Source organism: Candidatus Enterococcus leclercqii (assembly GCF_009933135.1).
GTDB classification, from domain to species: domain Bacteria; phylum Bacillota; class Bacilli; order Lactobacillales; family Enterococcaceae; genus Enterococcus_C; species Enterococcus_C leclercqii.
This window is the reverse complement of the sequence record NZ_MAEH01000009.1, coordinates 97,324-119,750: the sequence shown is the minus strand read 5'-3', so window position 1 is coordinate 119,750 and position 22,427 is coordinate 97,324. Positions and strand designations below refer to the sequence as shown.

16 protein-coding genes are annotated in these 22,427 nt (G+C 44.7%); 14 read left to right on the top strand and 2 right to left on the bottom strand.

The genetic code is table 11. The features are described 5' to 3' along the window. Positions 1-171: 171 nt before the first annotated feature. Entirely contained in the window at positions 172-1,986 is a 1,815-nt protein-coding gene (locus tag BAU14_RS02795; protein ID WP_161898565.1) for a DUF2264 domain-containing protein, read from the top strand. Positions 1,987-2,130: 144 nt separating this feature from the next. Here the strand turns inward: BAU14_RS02795 and BAU14_RS02790 are convergent, their stop codons facing one another. Next, the gene (locus BAU14_RS02790; RefSeq protein ID WP_161898564.1) at positions 2,131-2,769 is read right to left on the bottom strand and encodes a YesL family protein; all 639 of its coding nucleotides are present in this window, start codon (positions 2,767-2,769) and stop codon (positions 2,131-2,133) included. A 281-nt stretch (positions 2,770-3,050) separates the two neighbouring features. Between BAU14_RS02790 and BAU14_RS02785 the strand changes: the two genes are divergently transcribed. From BAU14_RS02785 to BAU14_RS02770, 4 genes are all read left to right on the top strand, one after another. Further along, entirely contained in the window at positions 3,051-4,397 is a 1,347-nt protein-coding gene (locus tag BAU14_RS02785) for an alpha-L-fucosidase (RefSeq protein ID WP_161898563.1), read from the top strand. A gap of 91 nt (positions 4,398-4,488) precedes the next feature. Continuing rightward, entirely contained in the window at positions 4,489-5,445 is a 957-nt protein-coding gene (locus BAU14_RS02780) for an ABC transporter permease (protein ID WP_161898562.1), read from the top strand. Positions 5,446-5,464: 19 nt separating this feature from the next. Then, positions 5,465-6,373 (top strand): carbohydrate ABC transporter permease, encoded by a 909-nt coding sequence (locus BAU14_RS02775; protein WP_161898561.1) that lies wholly within the window; start codon positions 5,465-5,467, stop codon positions 6,371-6,373. 40 nt (positions 6,374-6,413) lie between these two features. Next, the gene (locus BAU14_RS02770) at positions 6,414-8,042 is read left to right on the top strand and encodes an extracellular solute-binding protein (RefSeq protein WP_161898560.1); all 1,629 of its coding nucleotides are present in this window, start codon (positions 6,414-6,416) and stop codon (positions 8,040-8,042) included. A 149-nt stretch (positions 8,043-8,191) separates the two neighbouring features. On the opposite strand, the gene BAU14_RS02765 is transcribed toward BAU14_RS02770, so the two are convergent. Further along, on the bottom strand, positions 8,192-9,346 hold the full coding sequence (locus BAU14_RS02765; RefSeq protein WP_161898559.1) for an ROK family transcriptional regulator: 1,155 nt from the start codon (positions 9,344-9,346) through the stop codon (positions 8,192-8,194). 235 nt (positions 9,347-9,581) lie between these two features. Between BAU14_RS02765 and xylA the strand changes: the two genes are divergently transcribed. The 9 genes from xylA to BAU14_RS02720 all read left to right on the top strand — a co-directional run bounded on the left by xylA (position 9,582) and on the right by BAU14_RS02720 (position 22,417). Then, positions 9,582-10,892: a xylose isomerase gene (xylA, locus tag BAU14_RS02760; protein ID WP_161898558.1), complete on the top strand. Its 1,311-nt coding sequence runs from the start codon at positions 9,582-9,584 to the stop codon at positions 10,890-10,892. A gap of 120 nt (positions 10,893-11,012) precedes the next feature. After that, entirely contained in the window at positions 11,013-12,509 is a 1,497-nt protein-coding gene (xylB, locus tag BAU14_RS02755) for a xylulokinase (protein WP_161898557.1), read from the top strand. A 529-nt stretch (positions 12,510-13,038) separates the two neighbouring features. Next, positions 13,039-14,373: a PTS sugar transporter subunit IIC gene (locus BAU14_RS02750; RefSeq protein WP_161898556.1), complete on the top strand. Its 1,335-nt coding sequence runs from the start codon at positions 13,039-13,041 to the stop codon at positions 14,371-14,373. Next, positions 14,366-16,663 (top strand): glycoside hydrolase family 3 N-terminal domain-containing protein, encoded by a 2,298-nt coding sequence (locus BAU14_RS02745; RefSeq protein WP_161898555.1) that lies wholly within the window; start codon positions 14,366-14,368, stop codon positions 16,661-16,663. The genes BAU14_RS02750 and BAU14_RS02745 overlap by 8 nt, the downstream gene beginning before the upstream one ends. Before the next feature lie 105 nt (positions 16,664-16,768). After that, on the top strand, positions 16,769-17,746 hold the full coding sequence (locus BAU14_RS02740; protein WP_161898554.1) for a LacI family DNA-binding transcriptional regulator: 978 nt from the start codon (positions 16,769-16,771) through the stop codon (positions 17,744-17,746). A 314-nt stretch (positions 17,747-18,060) separates the two neighbouring features. Then, the gene (locus BAU14_RS02735) at positions 18,061-19,458 is read left to right on the top strand and encodes a glycoside hydrolase family 1 protein (protein ID WP_161898553.1); all 1,398 of its coding nucleotides are present in this window, start codon (positions 18,061-18,063) and stop codon (positions 19,456-19,458) included. 289 nt (positions 19,459-19,747) lie between these two features. After that, positions 19,748-20,851: a radical SAM/SPASM domain-containing protein gene (locus BAU14_RS02730; protein ID WP_161898552.1), complete on the top strand. Its 1,104-nt coding sequence runs from the start codon at positions 19,748-19,750 to the stop codon at positions 20,849-20,851. Positions 20,852-20,920: 69 nt separating this feature from the next. After that, positions 20,921-21,748 carry an MBL fold metallo-hydrolase gene (locus BAU14_RS02725; protein WP_161898551.1) on the top strand — a complete coding sequence of 276 codons (828 nt, stop codon included), beginning with the start codon at positions 20,921-20,923 and terminating at the stop codon, positions 21,746-21,748. Between the two features lie 3 nt (positions 21,749-21,751). Next, positions 21,752-22,417, top strand: a complete 666-nt coding sequence (locus BAU14_RS02720; protein ID WP_161898550.1) for a YitT family protein — start codon at positions 21,752-21,754, stop codon at positions 22,415-22,417. Positions 22,418-22,427: the final 10 nt, after the last annotated feature.

Below are 22,427 nucleotides of genomic sequence, written 5' to 3'. Positions count from 1 at the left end.
GGCGTTTGCATATCCGCGTTACTTTTACACATTGTGGATTTTTGTCGGGTATTTTACAGTGGAAGAGTAGACAATACGGACAGATAATTTTGCTTTTTGATGGGCGGATTTTTCAGTGAGCATCCACAGAAAGTAAGATGGTTTGGCAGGGTGAAACTAAAGGAGACGACTATGAAGATTCAAACACGCGAGGATTTAAACACGTATTTTCATCAGCTATATGATCCGGTAAAAAAATACCGGCAGATGGGCAATGGGCGCTTAAATCTAGGGACCTCGGTCACTCATTATTCAAAAGATCAAGCCCAGACCGAGGGTTTTTTGCGCATGTTATGGGCAGTGGGACCGATGGCAGGTAGCGCAAGCCTTGATTTGGAGGAGTTTAAGTACTTTATGGAGGGAATCTGCCACAGTACCGACCCTGGTGATCCCGCTTTTTGGGGAGAAGTCCATGATCTGGATCAGATGATTGTGGAGATGGCGGCATTGGCGGTAACGTTGATCGAGACAAAAGCAATCTTTTGGGAGCAATTGTCAACTGCTGAACAAAAAAGAGTCTATACCTGGTTGGATCAAATCAACCACGTAGCTGTCCATCACAATAATTGGCGTTTTTTCCGCATTCTGGTAAATGTTGCTTTTTGCCGTTTGGGACAACCCTTTTCTAAAAAGCAACTGACTGAGGATCTGGCGGTAATCGAATCTTTTTATGTAGGTGAAGGCTGGTATGTTGATGGTAATCCCCGTCAGCAAGATTACTACATTGCTTGGGCATTTCATTATTACGGATTGTTGTACGCCCATTACATGAAAACTGAAGATCCTGAGACCGGTGAGAAATTCATTGAGCGAGCTAAAAAATTCGCTGAAGACTTTGTTTATTGGTTCTCTCATGAAGGGGGCGCAGTGGCTTTTGGGCGCAGTCTGACCTATCGTTTTGCGCAAGGGGCATTCTGGGCAGCCGCTGCTTTTACAGGTATCGAAGTGTTGCCGATGGCGCAGGTTAAGTATTTATTGTTGCAGCACTTTGATTATTGGTCAAAACAAGCAATTCAAAAAAGTGATGGCATCTTGAGTATCGGGTACGGGTATGAAAACTTTTATATGTCGGAACGTTACAATGGACCGGGATCGCCATACTGGTGTTTCAAATCATTTATTGTGTTGGGGCTGGAGGCGACAGCTGATTTTTGGCAGTTAGTTCCCCAATCGCCTGAGCGAACATCTCGCAGATTCATCCCAGCGGCTAACATGTTGGTGACCAATACCGCAAACAAAAATGTTCAACTCTACTCCACTGGCCAATGGGCAATGTTGGGGCATGCTGCTGAAAAATACAGTAAACTAGTCTATTCCGAAAAATTTGGTTACAGCGTTTCTCGAGGAAATCGGGGATTAGCAGAAGGCGCCTTTGATAATTGTTTGGCAGTAGCAGAAAAAAATGATCCTCATTTTATCAGTAAAGAGGAAACATTATCTAGTGTAGTCACTGAAAAAATGACGCAACAAAGCTGGTCACCGCTGCCAAAAACTAAAATCGTGACCACAGTTGTTCCCTTTGGAGAATGGCATGTGCGGATTCATGAGATTACTACGGAACGAGAGCTGGAAGTAGCCGATGGCGGGTTTTCCAATCTGACTTTCAACAGCCATCCCAAAGATTATGTGATTGACTCGCTAACCTCAGGCAAAGCGTTTACCAGTGAAATCGGAACGACGGCAACCGTGATGTTAGCAGGGTATCGCGGGGTCGAGGCAGTTTTTGCCGAACCTAATACCAATCTGTTGTTTCCCAATTCCCTATTTCTGACCGCTCGCCAGACAGTAACAGCAGGTACGCATTTACTGATTAGTGGGCACTATGGGGGAGAAACTGCTCCTAATGAACTGCCACTTCTTTCATCAGAGGAAACAGGACAGCTGATAATTCGTTGCGGAAACCAACACTATCGACACCAGCTTGAAAAAGATAAGATAAAAGTTTAAAAGTCCCGCAACGTTAATGAATATTCTTTAAAGCAATTCTGAATTAAAAAACCTGCAAATAAAGTCCGCTGTTGTCATGTTGACAAGAAAGACGACTTTATTTGCAGGTTTTTTTGCGATTATGAACAAGAGACTTCGAAAGGATTACTCTCTGCTTTGTGCCAAGTTGTTCTTTTCAATCTTGCGCATGGCTTGTAAAGAAAACCAGCTGATAGGAAAGAGAAACAGTGGAATCAGTGCTACCAAAATCAAGACGGGAAAGAAAGTCGATAACGCCGTCACAAGCACGATACCAATCACCATTGCCAATGTTTCTACAAAGCTTGAGATGACGATGAAAAAGGATTGTTTGAAGTAGTTAAAGGTTTTCAACTCGTAACGCAAAAATGCTGGAAATAAGAATAAGCCCACCAACAGTGCAAAAACGAAAAAGAGTAGCAGTGCCAAATGAGCAACTTGATTTTTCAGCAGTTGACCGGCTACCCGTACGTCAATCCATAAGACAGCCAGCACCGCGCTTTCAATGTAGCCGAGAATGTTTGTTTGTTTGAAGTTGCGGTTGAATTGCTGATTAAACCAAGGAAACAGCCGTGGTGGCAGCTCATTTTTTTCAAAGAGTAAAAAGAAAGCTTGAATCACCGTTGCAGTCGCCGGGAAAAGGCCAAAAATCAGACCGCCTTTCAACGTGCCAAAGAGCCAGAAAAATTGGAGCTTGATCAGATTTATCAAAAATTCACCAAAAGAATACGTGACTTTTACCATGCCGTTTTGTTTTTTCTCCATTAAAAGAACCTCCATCAATTTGTAATGTTTCATGGAATCGATAGTTGAATGATAACACTTACAATTGTGAAATTCTAGCGGTCTACGGATACTACACACCGGTATTTAATTTCACATATAGGAGTATATAAATAGCCATATATCAACGATTTTAATAGCTGAATGTGCAAAAATACCAAATTTTAGTATCCGCTTACACAGGAGCGGTATTTCTACATATTGTGAACCGAAGAAAGAAAATTTAAAGTGAAGATACGAAATACGAAAGGGGTTACATACAAATGACTGTTATTCGCGGTGATATCGAGACGGCAAAAAATGTCGATATCATAGATGAAACCAGCTACCCTGAAACCGAGATGCTAAAAGAGCGTCTGGAATGGTTTCAAGATCTGAAACTGGGTGTGATCTTCCACTATGGGCTATATGCCGAAGCGGGGATCGTTGAGTCTTGGCAACTGTCTGAAAAAGACGAGTGGGCTCGAGAAGGACGTTCTTGGCGGGAGGATATCAAAGATCTGAAATTGGACTATTGGAATCTGATTTCTAAATTTAATCCAACCCAACTGGATACCAAAAAATGGGCACAAATCTGTAAAGATGCCGGCTTCAAATATTGCATCTTCACCACTAAGCATCATGACGGCTTCAATATGTACAATACGATGGAGTCGGAATACAAAGTCAATGGTAAACTCAGCCCTTGCAAAACAGATATTTTAAAAGAAGTATTTGATGCTTTCCGGGAAGCAGGACTAGCAACTGGGGCTTATTATTCGAAAGCTGACTGGTACTCACCATTTTATTGGTTGGATGACGAGACCGTCAAAGGACGGGGAGCCAGCTACGACACGGCAGAACATCCCGAAATCTGGGAGCGCTACAAACAGTTCGTTCACAATCAGATTCACGAAATTACTCACAATTATGGCAATGTTGATCTGCTTTGGCTGGATGCAGGTTGGTGTGGGCAAGGACGAGAAGATCTGGATATGGACCGTTTGGCAGAAATCGCTCGTGAAGAAAATCCTGAGCTAATTGTTGTTGATCGAATGATGGGGGGGCGGCACGAGAACTATGTCACTCCTGAACGGAAGATTCCTGAGCTGCACGAAATTCCTAAAAAACCTTGGGAATCTAATATTCCTATTGGGAATGACTGGGGCTACGTGCCGACAGACACTTTCAAGAGTAGTCAAGAACTGCTGGAGACATTTGTCGATGTGGTGTCCAAAGGCGGTAACTTGATTCTGGGCGTCGGGCCAACACCAGAAGGAACTTTCACAGAAGAGGAGACAGCAATTTTGTCGGATATCGGCAGCTGGCTTCAAGTTTATGGTGAGGGGATTTACGAAACACGGGCGCAGGCCAAAGAACGAAATGCCGGTTGGAAACTGACCTTCAATAAAGATGGCAACACCCACTATGCGTTTCGCTCCATCCAGAGTCGTGAAGAAGTGGTGTACTTGCAGGACATCGAAGCAAAAATAACAGATGAACTGACAGATATGGCTACTGGCAGACGGCTAAAAGTACACGAATCAGAAGCAGGAAACTATGTGAAAATGGCTGATTTGTCCCTGCCAAACGTTGGTATGATAGGAATTAAGGTTATCACACATCAATAAAGAATCACACATTGCAGAGAAAACGGATACATGACATGATAGTGCATGTGAGGTATGCGCTTTCAAAAGAAAACATGAAGGAGGAATAAAAATGGAATTGTCATCTAAAACAGTCCATTCCGGGACACGCCCGAAAACACGTTGGGAAAAGACAAAGATTAAAATTTTCCGTGGACGTCAGTTATATCTTTTCGTACTACCAGCATTACTTGTAACTTTAATCTTCTCATACATTCCAATGTATGGAGTAATCATTGCGTTTAAGGACTTTATTCCATCGTTAGGCATCTGGGGCAGCCCTTGGGTCGGCTTCAAACATTTTCAACGCTTCTTTGATTCTTATTATTTTTGGGACTTAATCAAAAATACTCTAGGAATTAGTATTTACTCGCTGATCGTTGGTTTTCCGTTGCCAATCATTTTGGCTCTGGCGTTAAATGAGTTGAAAGATGGTCGTTTCAAAAAATTCACGCAAACTGTGACTTATGCACCAAACTTCATTTCTGTTGTAGTTGTCTGCGGGATGGTCATCGCGTTTTTGACACCTTCTACCGGTATTATCAACCACTTACTTGATTTCCTCGGCTTTGAACGCATTGCCTTTATGACAGATCCGAAATGGTTCAAGACCGTGTATGTTCTTTCCGGTGTTTGGCAAGGAACAGGTTGGGGCTCAGTTATCTACTTGGCAGCCTTGTCTGGTGTCGATACCCAGTTGCATGAAGCAGCTACTGTTGATGGGGCCACTCGCCTGCAACGAATCTGGTACATCAATATCCCGACAATCATTCCAACGATGGTCATTTTGTTGATCATGAACGTGGGTAGCTTGATGTCCATGGGTTATGAAAAGATTCTCTTGATGCAAAATGCACTGAATATGGATTCTTCTAATGTGATTGCTACCTTTGTTTATAAGCAGGGTCTCTTGGATGCACAATACAGCTATGCTTCTGCGGTAGGACTCTTTAATGCTGCGATCAATGCCTTCTTGTTGATTGCCGTTAATAAGATTTCCCGTAAAGTCAGCGAAACCAGTTTATGGTAAGAAAGGAGACGAACCGAAAATGAACGTAAAAACAATCAAACCATCAAAAACCGATCGGATCTTTATGGGCTTTGTCTACCTTTTTGTCGCATTGGCTCTGATCTTGGTTTTATATCCGTTGATCTATGTGATCAGCGCATCAATTTCCAGTCCGACTGCCGTAAACTCCGGTGAGATGTGGCTGTTGCCAAAAGATGTTACTTGGGAAGGCTACAAGACAATCCTGGGATATGATACGATTTGGCAGGGTTACCGCAATACAATCTTCTATACAGCTTTAGGAACCTTCATCAATTTGGCTTTCACGTTGCCTTGTGCGTATGCGATGGGGCGTCCAGAATTTTTTGGTCGCAACGTGTTTATGAAATTCTTGATGGTACCAATGTTTATCGGTGGCGGATTGATTCCCAGCTACTTGTTAATCAAAAACCTGGGTATGATTGATACTGTTTGGGCGATTACAATTCCAGGTGCTGTTTCTGTCTATAACATCGCCATCACACGGACATTCTTCCAAAGTACGATTCCACGGGAAATGGAAGAAGCCGCCCTTATTGATGGATGTACCGATATTCAAATGTTCTTTAAAATCATCTTGCCATTGTCGATGCCGATTATTGCCGTTATGGGTCTGTTCTGCGGTGTCGGTCACTGGAATAGCTACTTCAGTGCATTGATCTACTTTACTGATAAATCCATGTATCCATTGCAATTGGTTTTGCGGGAAATCTTGGTCAATTCCGATATGGCAAAAGGTGGCACGGAAATGAGTGCCGCGGCAGCAGAAGTTGCCTACAGCAAACAGCAGTTGGCAGCTGTTATCAAATATGGTGTCATGATCGTGTCCACCTTGCCGATCATCATCGTATATCCATTCTTACAGCGTTACTTTGTTAAAGGCGTTATGGTTGGTTCTTTGAAGGGCTGATCAAGAAAATATTTATTACACGAAAGAGAGAGGGAAAAGAATGAAAAAGAAATATGTAGCGATTGCATCACTTTTGTTGGCAACATCCTTACTGACTGCTTGTGGCGGCGATACTGGCAAAGCAGACACCAAATCTGATGTCAAAGTTGAAAAGACTGGCATGCCGATTGTCAAAGACACCATCAAAATGACCATGATGGCACCAGGTCTCGGTAAAACCGAATGGGATGATTTGGCTTCTGCTAAAGCATTGGAAGAATTGACCAACATTGATTTTGACTACATCACACCTCCTGATAGTGATTTCCAAACCAAATTAAACTTGGCTTTTGCTTCCGATGAATTGCCAGATGTGATTTTTGGTGCCGGTAGCAAATTGAGTAACTCACAACAAGCAGACTACGGTTCACAAGGCCGTCTGATTGCCTTAGAAGATCTGATTGACGAATACGCACCAAATCTGAAAGCTATTTTAGACGAACACCCAGAATTCAGAAAATCAATCACTGCACCAGATGGACATATCTACTCACTGCCTCGTCTGTACCCAGAAGAAACGTCAAGCCCGCTGTACATCTCACCACTTTGGTATAACGGCGACTGGATGGAAAAATTGGGCGTGAAGGAATTGCCTAAAACAACCGATGAACTATATGATTTGTTAGTTCGTTTCAAAAATGAAGATCCAAACGGCAACGGCAAGCAAGACGAAATTCCATTGTCTGATGGGAATAAATTATTGATTATCCGTACTTGGTTGATGCCGGCATTTGGTATGAAGTCTCAAGGAATTGAAGAAGTTGACGGTAAAGTACGCTTTGCAGCTGCATCTGACAACTACAAAGAATACCTGGAATTCCTGCACAAATGTTACGAAGAAGGTCTCTTGGATAAGGAAGTCTTCTCTCAATCTTCTGACCAATATCAAGGGAACACAGAAACAAATAAAGTCGGCTTGTTCGGCGCTTATGCTTCCTACATGTCAACTGGTAAAAACCCTGAAGATGCTTTGACTGATCCAATGTTCATGCAATTGACATCTGATGTTCAAGAAACACCTTTGGCACCAGGACATCCACGTGTTACCACTGGTGTATTTGCCATCACTAACAAGTGTGCCTCTCCAGAAGCTGCAATGCGTTGGGCAGACTACTTGTACACTGAAGAAGGCAATGCCCTTATGAGCCAAGGTCCTGAAGGCGCATGGTGGGAATATGCTGAAAACTCTGAAGGCGAAAAAGTCCGCGTCTACAAAGGCGAAGACAAACAAAAAATGGAAGAAGACCGCGGGAAAGTCGGTATGGACTACGGCTTAGTAACACCAGGGATTTCCGTTGATAACACAGATGATCCAGTTCGCGCCAATGCAGACGATCCAACAATCAGCGTTTGGAACGAATTCCAATCAAAAGAAAAAGATGAAAAAGTAATGCCTTATACTGAAGTACCATTCCCAATCGTTTATATGACTAAAGATGAAGTAGATAAGATTGCTGAAAACTCTACAGATATCTTAACTTATGTTGAACAAATGGAAGCGAAATTCATCACTGGCGTTGAAAGCTTGGATAAATATGATGACTACGTGAAAACATTGAAGGGCATGGGCTTGGACGACTACGTGAAAGTTTACCAAGGTGCTTATGATCGCTGGGCTTCAGCTGAATAAGCTTACTAAGCACAACCACGTTCAACAAAAAGCAGATATTCATTATCTGGCTGCATCACGGAGACAATAAAACAGGAGGAACCCACCGATTTGCTCGGGGGATCCTCCTATTTTTTTGTGATATAAAAGCAAAAGGACAAATGTCGCGTCTAATTGCCAAACTGTAGATCGCTGACTTTCAGAAACTGGCGGGCGGTACTGGCAATGCCGCCAATCAAGACGGCCTGCTCTGCCAGTCGAGTATTGCGGATTTTTACTTGCTCGGCAAACCGGCTGTTGATTCCTTGTTGGACCTCAGCTATCAACCAAGGCAATTTGCGGTACACAGAGCTGTTAATTACCACCAACTCTGGATCTTGCAGCATCACCAAATTATTGATCCCGATAGCCAGTAAACGAGCTTTTTCCTTTAATAAAGAGGCGAGAAGTTCGGGGTGTTGCTGCCAAGCTGCGGCTAGTTGCTCTGAATTGTTGATCTCGCCAGCGACTAAAGCCGTGGCTTCCCGATAGATTACTGTATTGGAGACATATTGTTCCAAGCAGCCATGATTGCCGCAGGGACAAGGGGTTCCGCTAGGATAAAGAATCGTGTGTCCAATTTCTCCAATCTGACCATGGGCACCGGTATCTAGCTGACCATTGACTACGACGCCGGCACCGACACCGCTGTGGACGCTGATACTGATTAGGTTATCCGAGGCTGAAGCATAGGTGTATTCTCCTAAGGCGGCTAAATTGGCTTCATTTTGTAAAATCACTGGAAAGCCTAACTGCTCTTCCAGCAGGGGTGCAAGAGGCAGCCGCGTCAAATCGTAATAAGGTGCAAAGCCAATCTGCTGCTCATGAACCAAACCATGGACGGCCACTGTCATACCCACGATGCCATGGCGAGTCTGGGGCAGGTGTTCTTTCACTTCAGCAACGATAGCTAAAATCAAAGGGACCGCATTTTCGCTGGTTACCTTCTGGCGTTTTCTTTCCACTGTGGCGATGACCTCGCCGTCCGGATAGCTGAGAATACCTTCTGCATAGTTTGCTCCCAGATCGACAGCAATTACCACCCCGCAATGAGGAGCAAAGGTCAAAAGAATCGGTTTGCGCCCGCCAGCTTGAGAGGCGTCTCCGATTCCGGTTTCCGTAATCAGTCCATCATCCAGCAACTGCTTAGTAATGGCAGAAACTGAAGCTTTATTCAGGCCGACACGATTTGCCAGATCCGCACGAGAAATTTGTTTCTTGGTAATAATTTCTTGCAGAATACGTGCTTCATTATGTTCACGAATTGTGTATTTAGTAGAGATCACAAGATCCAACTCCTTTTTTGACAATAGTCAAGCAGCTTTATTCTACCCGAAAAGAAAGAGTTTCGCCGCCAAATCGACTGTTGTTGTTAGAAAAAATATTTTTTTGAAACCGCTTGACATTCGCCGATATTCTTCGTAAGATTGTCTTGTAAGTTAGTTTATCGTACAAACTATCCAAAAGCAATCAAAATTTGCGCAAGAAAAAAGGCGCTTTTTAAAACAAGGAGGATCCACCATGACCACTTATTTTCCAAATGTTGACAAGATTCAATACGAAGGCAAGCTGACAGCCAATCCATTTGCCTTCCGCCATTACAATGCTGACGAAATCGTAATGGGCAAATCTATGAAGGAGCATCTGCGCTTTGCAGTAGCTTACTGGCATACCATGACACAAGACGGCTCCGATCCTTTCGGCAACCCGACCAACATCCGTACTTGGGAAGCGGAGACGCCAATGGCAACTGCGAAAAATCGGGTGGAAGCTTTCTTTGAAATTCTGACCAAACTAGGTGTTGAATACTTCTGTTTCCACGACATTGATATCGCGCCAGAAGGGGATTCGTTGGAGGAGTTTTTTGCCAATATCGATGAAATCACAGATCTGATTAAAGAAAAGATGGATGAAACTGGCATCAAATTGTTGTGGAATACTGCCAACATGTTCTCTGATCCACGTTTCAACAATGGGGCGGCTTCCTCTAATAACGCGGAAGTTTTTGCCTATGCAGCCGCTCAAGTCAAAAAAGGATTGGATATCTCTAAAAAACTCGGCGGTCAAAACTATGTTTTCTGGGGCGGTCGTGAAGGCTATGAGTCTCTGTTGAATACGGATATGAAATTCGAACAAGACAACATCGCTCGCCTCTTCAAAATGGCGATTGCCTATGGTGAAAAGATTGGTCACAAACCACAATTCCTCATTGAGCCTAAACCAAAAGAGCCTTCTAAGCATCAATACGATTTCGATGCAGCAACTACAATGGCGTTCATTCAAAAATACGGTTTAGAAGGCGACTTCAAATTGAACTTGGAAGCCAACCATGCGACTTTGGCTGGTCATACATTTGAACACGAATTGAACGTTGCTCGTTGCTACGATGCTCTGGGTTCCATTGACGCTAACCAAGGGGATACGCTTTTGGGCTGGGATACAGATGAATTTCCAACAAATATCTATGACACAACATTGGCGATGTACGAAATCTTGGAAAACGGCGGCATCGCTCCAGGCGGGATCAACTTTGATTCAAAAGTTCGTCGTTCTTCTTTTGAAATGGACGATCTGCTGCTGGCTCATATCGCCGGAATGGACACCTTTGCTCGGGGATTGAAAGCTGCTGCGGCTCTGAAAGAAGATCGGTTCTTCGATGAGTTGAAGGAAAAACGTTACGCTACCTATCAAGAAGGAATCGGCGCCAAAATTGTTGCCGACAAAGAAGATTTAGAAACATTGACAGACTATGCTCTGCAGCATGATGATGTCAAATTGGAATCTAGTCATCTGGAAATGGTGAAATCTCGTCTAAACGATTACTTGGTGTAAACGTTTAAGTCAAGCATACAAGTGAAGCCGGTGCTTAGTTGCGCCGGCTTTTGTAAATTTATCAGCAGCAAAGAAAGCCAGCGCAGCCTGATTGCTGCTAATCACAATGGAGGAAAAAAGATGAGTTATGTATTGGGAATTGATCTGGGCACCAGTTCGCTGAAAGGGCTGCTCATGAATAAAGCCGGTGAAGTAATTGGGCAGGCTAGCAGTGATTACCCATTGCTGCATCCGGCGCCGGGTTTTTCTGAGCAGAATCCGCAGGAATGGCTGACAGCTTGTGAAGGAGTTTTTGCTCAGCTGAAAGAACAGGTGGCAGATTTCACTACAAAACTAGCCGGAATCAGTATCTCCGGTCAGATGCATAGTCTGGTTTTGCTGGATGAAAGAGACGATGTCTTGCGTCCGGCAATCTTGTGGAACGATGTTCGAACCACCAGCCAATGTCGTGAAATTATGTCGCGTTTTGGCGATGAACTGCTGCAAGTGACGAAAAATATCGCTTTGGAAGGCTTCACACTGCCAAAAATTTTATGGGTTCAGGAAGAAGAACCAGAAATCTGGCAACAGGTAAAAAAAATCTTATTACCTAAGGACTATCTGGGATTTTGGCTCACAGGCACTAAACACATGGATTATTCCGATGCGGCAGGAACCCTGATGTTGGATATAGCAGCTGGTCAATGGGCCCAGCCGGTATTGGATGAATTTGCAATTCCTGCGACATACCTGCCGGAATTGATTGATTCTACCGGCGAAATCGGGGAAATACGAAAAGAACTGGCAGAGGCGTTTGGCTTTGTTGGCCCAGTGAAAATTTTTGCCGGTGCTGCAGACAATGCCTGTGGAGCAGTGGGTGCCGGAATTTTAGATGACAGCGTGGGTATGGCCAGCATTGGGACTTCCGGGGTCTTTTTGTCATTGGAAAACGCGGCAGATAACGAATATGGCGGCAAACTTCATCTTTTCAACCACGCCGCAGCCGGTAAGTACTATGCAATGGGCGTGACCTTAGCAGCCGGCCACAGCCTCAGTTGGTTCAAAGATACTTTTGCACCAACGCAAGATTTTTCCGAACTGCTGACCGGTGTCGGAGAAATTGCGGCAGGTTCTGGCGGATTGCTGTTTACCCCTTATATCGTGGGGGAACGGACACCTCACGTGGACAGCCAAATCCGAGGCAGCTTTATCGGCATGGATACGACGCATACGCTGACTCATTTTGCACGGGCTGTCTTGGAGGGAATCACTTTTTCCCTGAAGGACTCACAGGTGTTGATGGAAGACGTGGCGCAAAAGCGTTTCAAGAAGATCGTCTCGGTAGGCGGCGGTGCGAAAAATCCTGATTGGTTGCAGATTCAGGCGGATATTTTTGATGCGGAAATTGTTACACTGACAGCCGAACAAGGGCCTGGTTTGGGAGCTGCTATGTTGGCAGCCGTGGGACTGGGCTGGTTTTCTGATCTTCAAAGCGCCAGTGAGGTATTTGTGTCTTACCAAAAAGGTGCCGTGCCGAAATCGGAAAATGTGGCGAAGTATGCAAAATTGTACCGCAGCTATCGAAAAGTCTATCCCGCAACGAAAGAACTCTGCCATGAGCTGGCGGAATTTCGCTGAGTAAAGACTAAAACCGTCAGTTATCGATTACAATTTGAAAGCAATGCTCGCTTTGTCGAAATGAACAACTCATTAGTTTTTGTGGTATTTTGCGAAAAAGCCGCGAATGTGCTATAATAGTTGATACGCGAAAGATATTATTATTCACAGAAATGTCGAAGTCACTTTTTATGAAATTTGATCCAACTGGCGCAGCTTAAGGGCTGCAAGGGCGTGTTAGAGGTTATGGGAACACGCTGTTTAAATGAGAAATACTTGAAGTTTCAGTAATAGTCTGATCCAACTTAAAAAATAAGAATATTGAGTAGTTAGATGGCCTTCTTCCTTTTGGGAGAGGGCCATCGTCAATTTAAGGGGTACTACGCTATTTGCAGATAAAAAAGACTCCTTCACCCACATCCAAATGAAAACAATTAAAGAAACAAATGAACCGGTTCAAAAATATCGCAAAAACTATTGCATTTCTTGAAATCGTTTGCTATTATCCTTTTGAACCGGTTCAAAAAATATGGAAATGAGGAGCAATACTATGAAATTCGTAGACAAACTGTCTGAGAAATTATTGCCAATTGTGTCAAAAATCAACAATCAACGACATCTGCTGGCAATCCGTGATGCCTTTATCATCACGATGCCTCTGGTAATGGCGGCATCATTTATGGTCTTATTGAATGCTTTAATTTTTTCCAACGCGGCTGTTCAAAAAATCGTTGACTTGAGCTTTTTGTCAGAATTAGCAGTAATTGTCAACAACGGAACAATGAGTATCTTGGCGATCATCGTCTGCTACAACATTGGTGTCAATTTGGCTAATCACTACATCAAGTCAAAAGCCATTGATGACCCGGCGTTCAATGCAGTTCATGCCGGTGTCTTAAGTTTGGCGACCATGTTTATTTTGATGCCGGCAAACACCTCTGTGACTTTGGCAGACGGTACGTTGGCAGAAGTTAGTGGTGTTTTTCCGCAAGCCTTGACTTCCAGTTCGGGTCTGGCAACTGCAATGATCTGTGCCTTGTTGAGTACAGAGCTGTTTGTCCGTTTAGCGAAGTTTAAAAAATTGAAGATCAAAATGCCTGACGGAGTGCCGCCGGCTGTTGCGACTTCTTTTAACTCGTTGGTACCAGAAGTGTTGGTAATTTTAGTATTTGGGATTTTCGTCTTTGTATTGAACAAAACTACCGGACTGAATGTACCGGATTTGATCAATTTGGCGATTCAAACACCGTTGAAAGGTTTTGTCTTGTCGGTACCGGGGATGCTGTTTATCCAATTTTTCTCAGATTTTCTGTGGGTTTTCGGGATGCATGGTTCCAGCATTTTGGCACCAATCAAGCAAGCACCAATGCTGCAATCCATTGAAGAAAATATGACGGCTTTCCAAAATCACCAAGCGATTCCCAACATCATCACCGAACCTTTTGCTAATGCTTTTGGTTTGATCGGTGGCGGGGGCTGTATCTTGCCGTTGGTCATTGCCATTTTGTGGGTGTCGCGCCGCCGTGACCAACGACAGATTGCAAAAATGGGGCTGACGACCTGTTTGTTTAACATTACTGAACCCGTGATGTTTGGGCTGCCAGTAGTGATGAACCCGATCTTTATGATTCCTTGTGCCATCATTCCTTCTATCAATTTAATCATTGCTTATTTTGCAACAAGTGTCGGACTGGTGGGCAAAACCGTGGCAGCTGCACCATGGATCACACCGCCAGTGATTCAATCTATAATCGCCACCGGTGGGAACCTGATGGCGGGAGTTCTGACGATTTTACTGATTGTTTTAGATGTCTTTTTATTCTTACCTTTTGTGATGGCTTCAAATAAAGCAGCCCAGCTGAGAGGAGACGATTTGATTGGCTGATTACCCTTATCAAAATTCTGACTTAACGATCCGCCAGCGGGTCTCAGACTTGTTGAGCCGCATGACCGTGGCCGAAAAAGTCGGTCAGGTAAACCAGCATCTCTATGGCTGGGAGTGTTATGAAAAACAGGCTGACGGCAGTGTTCAGCTGACTGAAAAATTTAAAGAACATGTCAGCTGGGGGGGTGGTCTGGGTGCACTTTACGGGTTGTTTCGTGCCGATCCCTGGTCAAAAGTCGGATTTGATAACGGGATCGCCCCGGAAGCTAGTTGGCAGCTAGTAAATCAGGTTCAAGCCTATGTAATGAGTCAGTCTCGTTGGCAAATTCCGGCACTGATTGTTGAAGAATGTCCTCATGGGCACCAAGGGCTGGGGGGCGTTTCTTATCCGACAAATCTCGGGCGCGGCAATACCTTCAACACGGAATTGATTGAGGCTTCCAGTCGTTTGATGGCACGGGAACTTGCGGCTAAAGGCGTCCATTTAGCGCTAGTCTCGACGCTGGATTTGGCAAAAGATCCCAGATGGGGACGCTCAGAAGAATGTTTTGGAGAAGACCCGATTTTGGCTGCCAAGATGAGCGAAGCGGTGGTTGCCGGATTTCAGGGACAACTGATTAATGAAACCAAGCCGTTTCTAGATCAGACGACAAAAGAAATTGCGAAAACACCTGAACAGATGGGTGTTGTGCTAAAACATTGTATCGCTCAAGGCGAGGCACTTGGGGGGCACAATTCCGGGACAGTGACAATCAGTGGCCGTGAATTTAATGACGTTTATCTGCCGCTTTTAAAGAGCACTCGCAATGCGGTGGGTGTGATGGCTGCTTACAATGATGTTGACGGCGTTCCTTGTCATATTAACGGCGAACTTTTCCGAGAGACGATGCGGGAACAGCTGGGATACCAAGGTTTAGTCATGGCTGACGGGGTAGCGCTGGATCGGCTGGGAGATGTTTTTTCTACAAAGATTGAAGGTGCGAGTGCCGCATTAAAAGCTGGTATCGACTTGAGCTTGTGGGACCAGACTTACCTGGAAATTGCGGATAGTATCACAGCCGGTATCGCTTCTGAAGCTGACCTGGATGAAGCCTGTGGACGCGTTTTGGCGATTAAATTTCTGCTGGGGCTGTTTGAGCAGCCTTTTGTGACAGACCCTAAAGACCGTTTTGCTGAATTGCTTTTAGAATCACAAGAGCTGAATCTGCAAGTGGCAGAAGAATCGTTGACACTGGTGAAAAATGACGGGATTTTACCACTTTCCAAAGCAAAGAAAAAGATTGCAGTTATCGGACCTAGTGGGGATAGTCTGTACCAGCTTTTGGGAGATTACACTGCCCCCCAAGAAGCGACAATGAATGACAAGACGATTTATCGACAGCTGAAGTCAGTGTTCTCCGATTCAGAAGTGGTTTATGCAGAAGGCTGTGAAGTGCGTAACCCAGAAGGTCAGGAAGAAAAAATCAGTGCAGCCGTTGCTTTGGCTGCAACTGCCGATGTGATCGTATTGGTACTAGGCGGCTCCAGCGCTCGTAATTTCGATATGGAATTTTTGAGCAACGGGGCAGTTTCTTCCAAAGGCATCAATATGGATTCTGGCGAAAACGTCGATGTTGCTTCTTTAACACTGGGAGGCAAGCAATTGGATCTGCTTGCAGCTCTCGCCCAACTGGACAAGCCGATTGTTTCAGTCATCATCCAAGGGCGGCCCTATGATCTTCGCGAAGTACATGCTGCATCACGAGCTGTTTTAATCGGTTGGTTCCCAGGCCAACAAGGTGGAGCGGCTATTGCAAGAACCTTGGCAGGAAGCAATAATCCCAGCGGTCGTCTAGGAGTAAGCTATCCGCTGAATTCCCAACAATTGCCGGTTTATTATTATCAAAGGGCAGCTTCAAAACAAGACGATTACTATGACGAATCCGGTGCGCCACTGCATGAATTTGGTTATGGGCTGAGCTATACGGAATTTACGTACGACAGCTTGCAAGTTACGGCAGATTCTGACACAATAACAGTGAGAGTGACAGTGAGAAATAATGGCCGCTGTGCTGGTAAAGAAAGCGTCTTGTTGTTTGTCCGCCTTCTAGGTGGCTCAGTGATTCAACGACACAAGCTGTTGAAAGATTTTGTCAAAGTTCAGCTGGAACCGGGGCAAGAACAGGAAATCACGCTGCTTTTGACTACAGAGCAGCTAAGCTTCACTGATCTTGATCGGGCAGTCAAAGCGGCGGCTGGTTGCAAGGTAATGGTGGGAAATCTGTCACAAGAGATCTATTTCAAAAAATAATAATCCCTTGCGATATGGCGGTCGGCAGTTTGTCGGCCGCCTTGTCGAGGCTTAAGAGCGGGTGCTGATGCTTGTTTTGAGCCGCAGAAGAAAGGAACCTACGTTATGTCATCCATCCGTGAAGTTGCCAAATTGGCAGGAGTCTCAGTGGGCAGTGTTTCGCGTTATCTCAATGGTCAGCAGTTAAAGGCTGCAAACATGGAGAAAATTGCTGCTGCTATCGAAGCGCTGGACTATAAGGAAAATATCATCGCCAAAGGGCTGAAAAATAATCGCAGTTTTTCGGTGGGGCTCTTGATGAATAGCATCTCCAGTCAGTTTGGTGCAGAGACAGTCAGCGCAATTGAAGGCGTCATGGAAGAAAACGGCTACTCCATTCTTTTGAGCGGGTTCAAAGGCGATGTTTCCATGGTAGATAAAAAGTTGGACTACTTGATGCAGCATGCTGTGGATGGGTTAATCGTATTTATGTCAGAACAGGATTGGGATGGCATGGAGCGCTTGGCGGAGTTGGATATTCCAGTTTTGATGATCAATAGTCCGGCACAAATGGCCGGCGTGGATCGTATCCAGGTAGAAGATTATAAGAGTGTTGAAACAGTAGTGGCCCACTTTGCTATTGCAGGACACCGTCGAATTGGTATCTTAGCCGCACCGCAAAATGATTTCGTGGCTCGAGAACGTCTGGCCGGTGCCGAAGATGCGGCTGCCGCCTATCCGCAAGTTCAGCTAGTGACAGCTATTGGGGATTACTCCCGTTCCAGCGGATATAACGGGGCAAAAGAACTTTTGTCACAAGAAATTACGGCCTTGTTGGTGACCAACTACAATATGGCAATGGGCGCTTTGGAGTACTTGCAGGCTAGCGGTGATCCGCGGGGGCGCCAGTTGTTGTTGGCGCACTATGACTATACTAGTGAGATGGCAGAACTCAGAAATGACCGAATCATCATCAAAGCACCTACCAAAAAGATTGGCCAATTGTCTGCTGAACGGTTGTTGTTGCGCATGAATGACACGTCTTTAACAGAGTCGGCGAGCCTTTCAGTGGCAAATGATATTTTTGGTATCCCTGATAAATAAGTTGCAGCTTGGGAAGCAAAGGACGCTTTTGTTTATCGGTATGGTCGAGTTTTATAACAAGCAGTAAAAACATATTCGATCTTGGGAAACGGGCTGTCAAAAAACGAAAATTAATAGTAAAATGGCAATGTAAACCGTATCCGTAAAAATTTTCACGAAGCGTCGACAGCCGGTTAAAAAAACAGGTTCGCTAAGATATTTGCAAAAGACCTGTTTTGTTGCAAGAAGCACCGGATATGGAAGAAGCGCAGCAATATCATATGCGAGGTCGTCGGCAAGATTCGTTGCAGGACATTATCTAAGGAGGAACAGACATGTATCAATTTCCAAAAGGTTTCTTGTGGGGAGCAGCAACTAGTGCCCCTCAATCAGAAGGCGCAGCAGCTAAAGACGGCAAAAGCCCTTCAACGTGGGATAAATGGTTCGAAATGGAGCCGGAACTCTTCTACGATCAAGTAGGACCGGAAAATACCTCTAACGTTTACGAAATGTATAAAGAAGAAGTTGCCAACATGAAGGCAATGAACTTGAATTCTTACCGGACATCAATTGCCTGGACGCGTCTTTTGCCAGATGGTAAAACATTGAATCCTAAAGCGGTTGCCTTTTATCGCTCTTACTTTCAAGAAATGGTCGACAATGGTGTTGAGCCTATTATCAACTTGTTCCATTTTGATATGCCTTGGTGGCTGATGGAAAAAGGCGGCTGGGAAGCACGGGAATCTGTGGATGCTTTTGCTTATTATGCAAGTGTGGCATTTGAGCAGTTTGGTGACATCGTTAAAAAATGGGCGACATTCAATGAGCCACTGGTTCATATCGAATGCGGTTATTACGGAGACGCTCACTGGCCAAAAGTTCACGATTTCAAACGGGCGCTGCAAGTCGGCTACCATACCATGTTGGCCCATGCCAAAGCAGTAGCTGAATTCCGTAAATCAAAATACAACGACGGCAAGATTTCTATCATTTTGAACTTGTCGCCAGTTTATCCTAAGAGTGATTCACCTGAAGATCTGGAAGCAGCGAAATGGGCAGATCATATCTATATCCGCAGCTTCTTGGATTGCGCGGTGAACGGGGCTTTCTCTGATGAATTTGTCAACATGTTGAAAGAAGCTGACTTGGCACCTGTGACAGAAGCTGGGGATAAAGAAATTTTCTTGAACAATACCGTTGACTTTGTGGGTTGCAATTACTATCAACCACTGCGAGTTCAAGCTGTACCGGCAGACCAAAAAGTATGGCCAATCAGCGAACCTCGGGATCTCTTTAGAGGCTACGACTGGCCGGAAAAACGCATCAATCCTCACCGTGGCTGGGAAATCTATCCACGAGGCATCTATGATATCGCAATGCGCCTAAAAGACAGCTACAAAGATATTCCATGGTATATTTCTGAAAACGGCATGGGTGTTTCTGAAGAAGAGCGCTTTGAAAATGGTGACGGGATTATTGAAGATGACTATCGTATCGAATTTATCGAAGATCATCTGGAAGAGTTGCACCGGGCGATTGAAGAAGGTTCCCCTTGCTTTGGCTACCACCTATGGACCTTTGCTGACTGCTGGAGCTGGCTGAATGCTTATAAAAACCGTTATGGCTACTATCGAGTAGATCTGAAGGATAACTTCAAGCGGACACCGAAAAAATCCAGCTTCTGGATGGCTGATGTCATTGAGCATAATGGTTTTGATCGGGAACATGTATAACCTTTTTGCATCTTGGCAAAAAGAACAGATTTGAAAATTGGACACTGTTTCGAAAACGAGGCCTGGCTGCAAGGGTCTGTTTTCGAAACGGTGTTTTTTTGAGGCGTTGTAGCGGGCTGAAGGAAAAAGCATAGGGATACGCCGGCTGCCAGCAGTGACAAAAGTAAAAAAACAAAGAGCAGTCAAAAGTTACACATCCCCGGAAGGCTAGCCACTATTGAAAGCGTTTGATAAATAAACTATTATACAGAGGTCTTTTTAAAAGATGGATGGAAAGGAGCAGGAAATCATGAAACATATTCAAATTTTGATCAAGCCGGCTTCTTCTTTATGCAATTTGCGTTGCAGTTATTGTTTTTATGCGGATATCAGCTCCATGCGGCAAGTACGTTCTTTTGGACGAATGAAGCCAGAGGTCACGGGGAAACTGATTGAGAATGTTTTTGCAGATTTGGAAGACGGAGACCGCTTGACCATCGGCTTTCAAGGGGGAGAACCTACCTTGGCCGGCTTGAAGTATTTTAAAAATTTTACTAGCTTGGTGAAAGCACAGTCTAAAAAAGTAATCGTATCCTATGCAATCCAAACCAATGGAACCAAGATCGATGAAGAATGGTGCCGCTTTTTAAAAGAAGAGGATTTTCTAGTGGGGCTTTCGATCGACGGCGGGCTTGAGTTTCATGATCGTCATCGTCCAGATGCTGCCGGCAGAGGGACCTATGGGCGGGTTTTGGCTGCCAAAAAGCTGTTTGATCGTTACGAGATCGAATACAACATACTCTGTGTACTGACGCAGGAGATGACAGAAAATGCTCCTTTGGTTTGGGAGTTTATCCAACAAGAGGCGATTTCCTTTATCCAATTTATTCCTTGTTTGGCAGAACTAGGAGAAGAGGAAAATGAATTTGCGGTAACACCAAGAGGGTTTGCTGCTTTTTATGGTGAACTTTTCACTCTCTGGCAGCAAGGAATGCAGCAGGGACAGTGCGTTTCTGTGAAACTCTTTGACGATATTACAAATCTGCTGGTAAATGGTGTTGTAGGTTCCTGTGGAATGCTGGGCCGCTGCCAGATGCAGTATGTGATCGAAGCCAATGGAAATGTGTATCCTTGTGATTTTTATGTGCTGGATGAGATGTGCGTCGGCAATATCACTCAACAGACGTTGCGGGAGTTGTTTGAACAGCCTTTGACGCAGCGTTTTATCTGTGACAAACGAGACTATCGGACTTGTGTGGGGTGCGAATTTTACAAGATGTGTCGTGGCGGCTGCAAACGTATGAAAGATGCCTGCTATGTCGGAGCTGAAGATGATGGCTATTGCGGCTATCGGGAAGTTTTGAAACAAGTCTTGCAGCCATTATTAGCGATGGCAGCCCCTCCTGTCCATTAATGTGTGAACCGTTTTTAAAGGGATACCCCTGTAAAATAATGAATGATTAAGAGAAAGAAGGAAATAATGATGAAACTGCAGTATTTTGGGACCGCCGCCGCAGAAGGCGTACCGGCGCTGTACTGTGAATGTCCCCTGTGTCAAAAGGCAAAAGCAAACGGTGGTAAAGATATCCGGACACGTTCCCAATCCCTCGTGGATGATCGCTTATTGATTGATCTGCCAGGAGATACCTATGCCCATTATTTGAAGTACGGGTTTGATTTGTCCAACATTGGTCACCTGTTGGTCACTCACAGCCATTCAGATCATTTTTATGCTGAAGAGCTGGTTTTGCGCCTGAGCGGCTATGTACCACAAGTCCCGCAGACATTGAATGTTTACGGCAATCAACGGGTTTATGATTTCATGAAGCGGGTGTTTGACTTGGAAGGCTACTGGGAGAAAGACCGCGTTGATTTTCATCTGGTGACACCGTTTGAGTCCTTCCCTGTGTTGGATTATGAAGTGACACCGCTGGCGGCAGATCATGATCAACGAGAAACCTGTCTGATGTATGATATCACGGACGGCAATCGTCGCCTGCTTTACGCCCACGATACCGGAGAGTTTCCACAAGAAACATGGGACTATCTGGAAACTGAGCGGCCCTTTTATCATTACGTGTCCATCGACTGTAACCATCAAGCTGACAACAGCGTTCGCAATCACCAGGGCTTTCCCAATAATTTAAAAACACGGGAGCGGTTGTTGGCTTTGGGAATTGTTGATGAAAAAACCGAGTTTGTCTGCAACCACTTTTCTCACAATAGTAAACTGACTCATCAGGAGATGCTGGATCTGGTTACCCCTCATGGATTCGATGTCGCTTATGATGGTCTGATCAAGGAGTTTTAATGGATGACTAATCTGCAAAAATTTATCAGAAAAGAAGGCCCGGCATTGGCAAAAGTCACGTTGGGAACGGCATTGTTGGGGTTTGCCTATGCACAATGGATGAAGCCCAATGCCATCATCAACGGCGGGGTTACCAGCTTGTCGATGATTGCCAATGAATTCACTGGCTGGTCGTTACTGTGGTTCACCAATGGCATCACTTTACTATTGTTGATTTTGAGCGGCATTTTTTTAGGGCGGGGCAACTTGCTGCGCTCGGTGTATTCCAGTATCTGCTACAACATCTTTTTCAGTTTGTTTTACTTGGCGCCGATTACAGCTCAATTCAATCTGCCGCTGGATTTTCTTTTCGCCAGTTTGTTTATCGCTGCCGGCTATGCCTTGTGTCTGTCTTCAGATACCTCCACAGTCGGACTAGATGTGGTGGCGCTAATTGTTCATAAGTACCGCCCACGATTGGGTGTATCCGTAGTTTTAAAATGGCTGAATTGGAGTGTTCTGGTCTTGGGACTGTTTGCTTATAATTGGCAGGCGGTTGTGATTGGCGTTTTGTTCAGTTACGTGAATAGCTTGCTGTTAGGTCTATTCTTGCGAGAAGCAGACAATCCGCTGGAACGTTGGTGGGGTCGTTTTCAATCAGGCGCTTTTCACCTAAGCAATAATAAATAATTTATTTCCC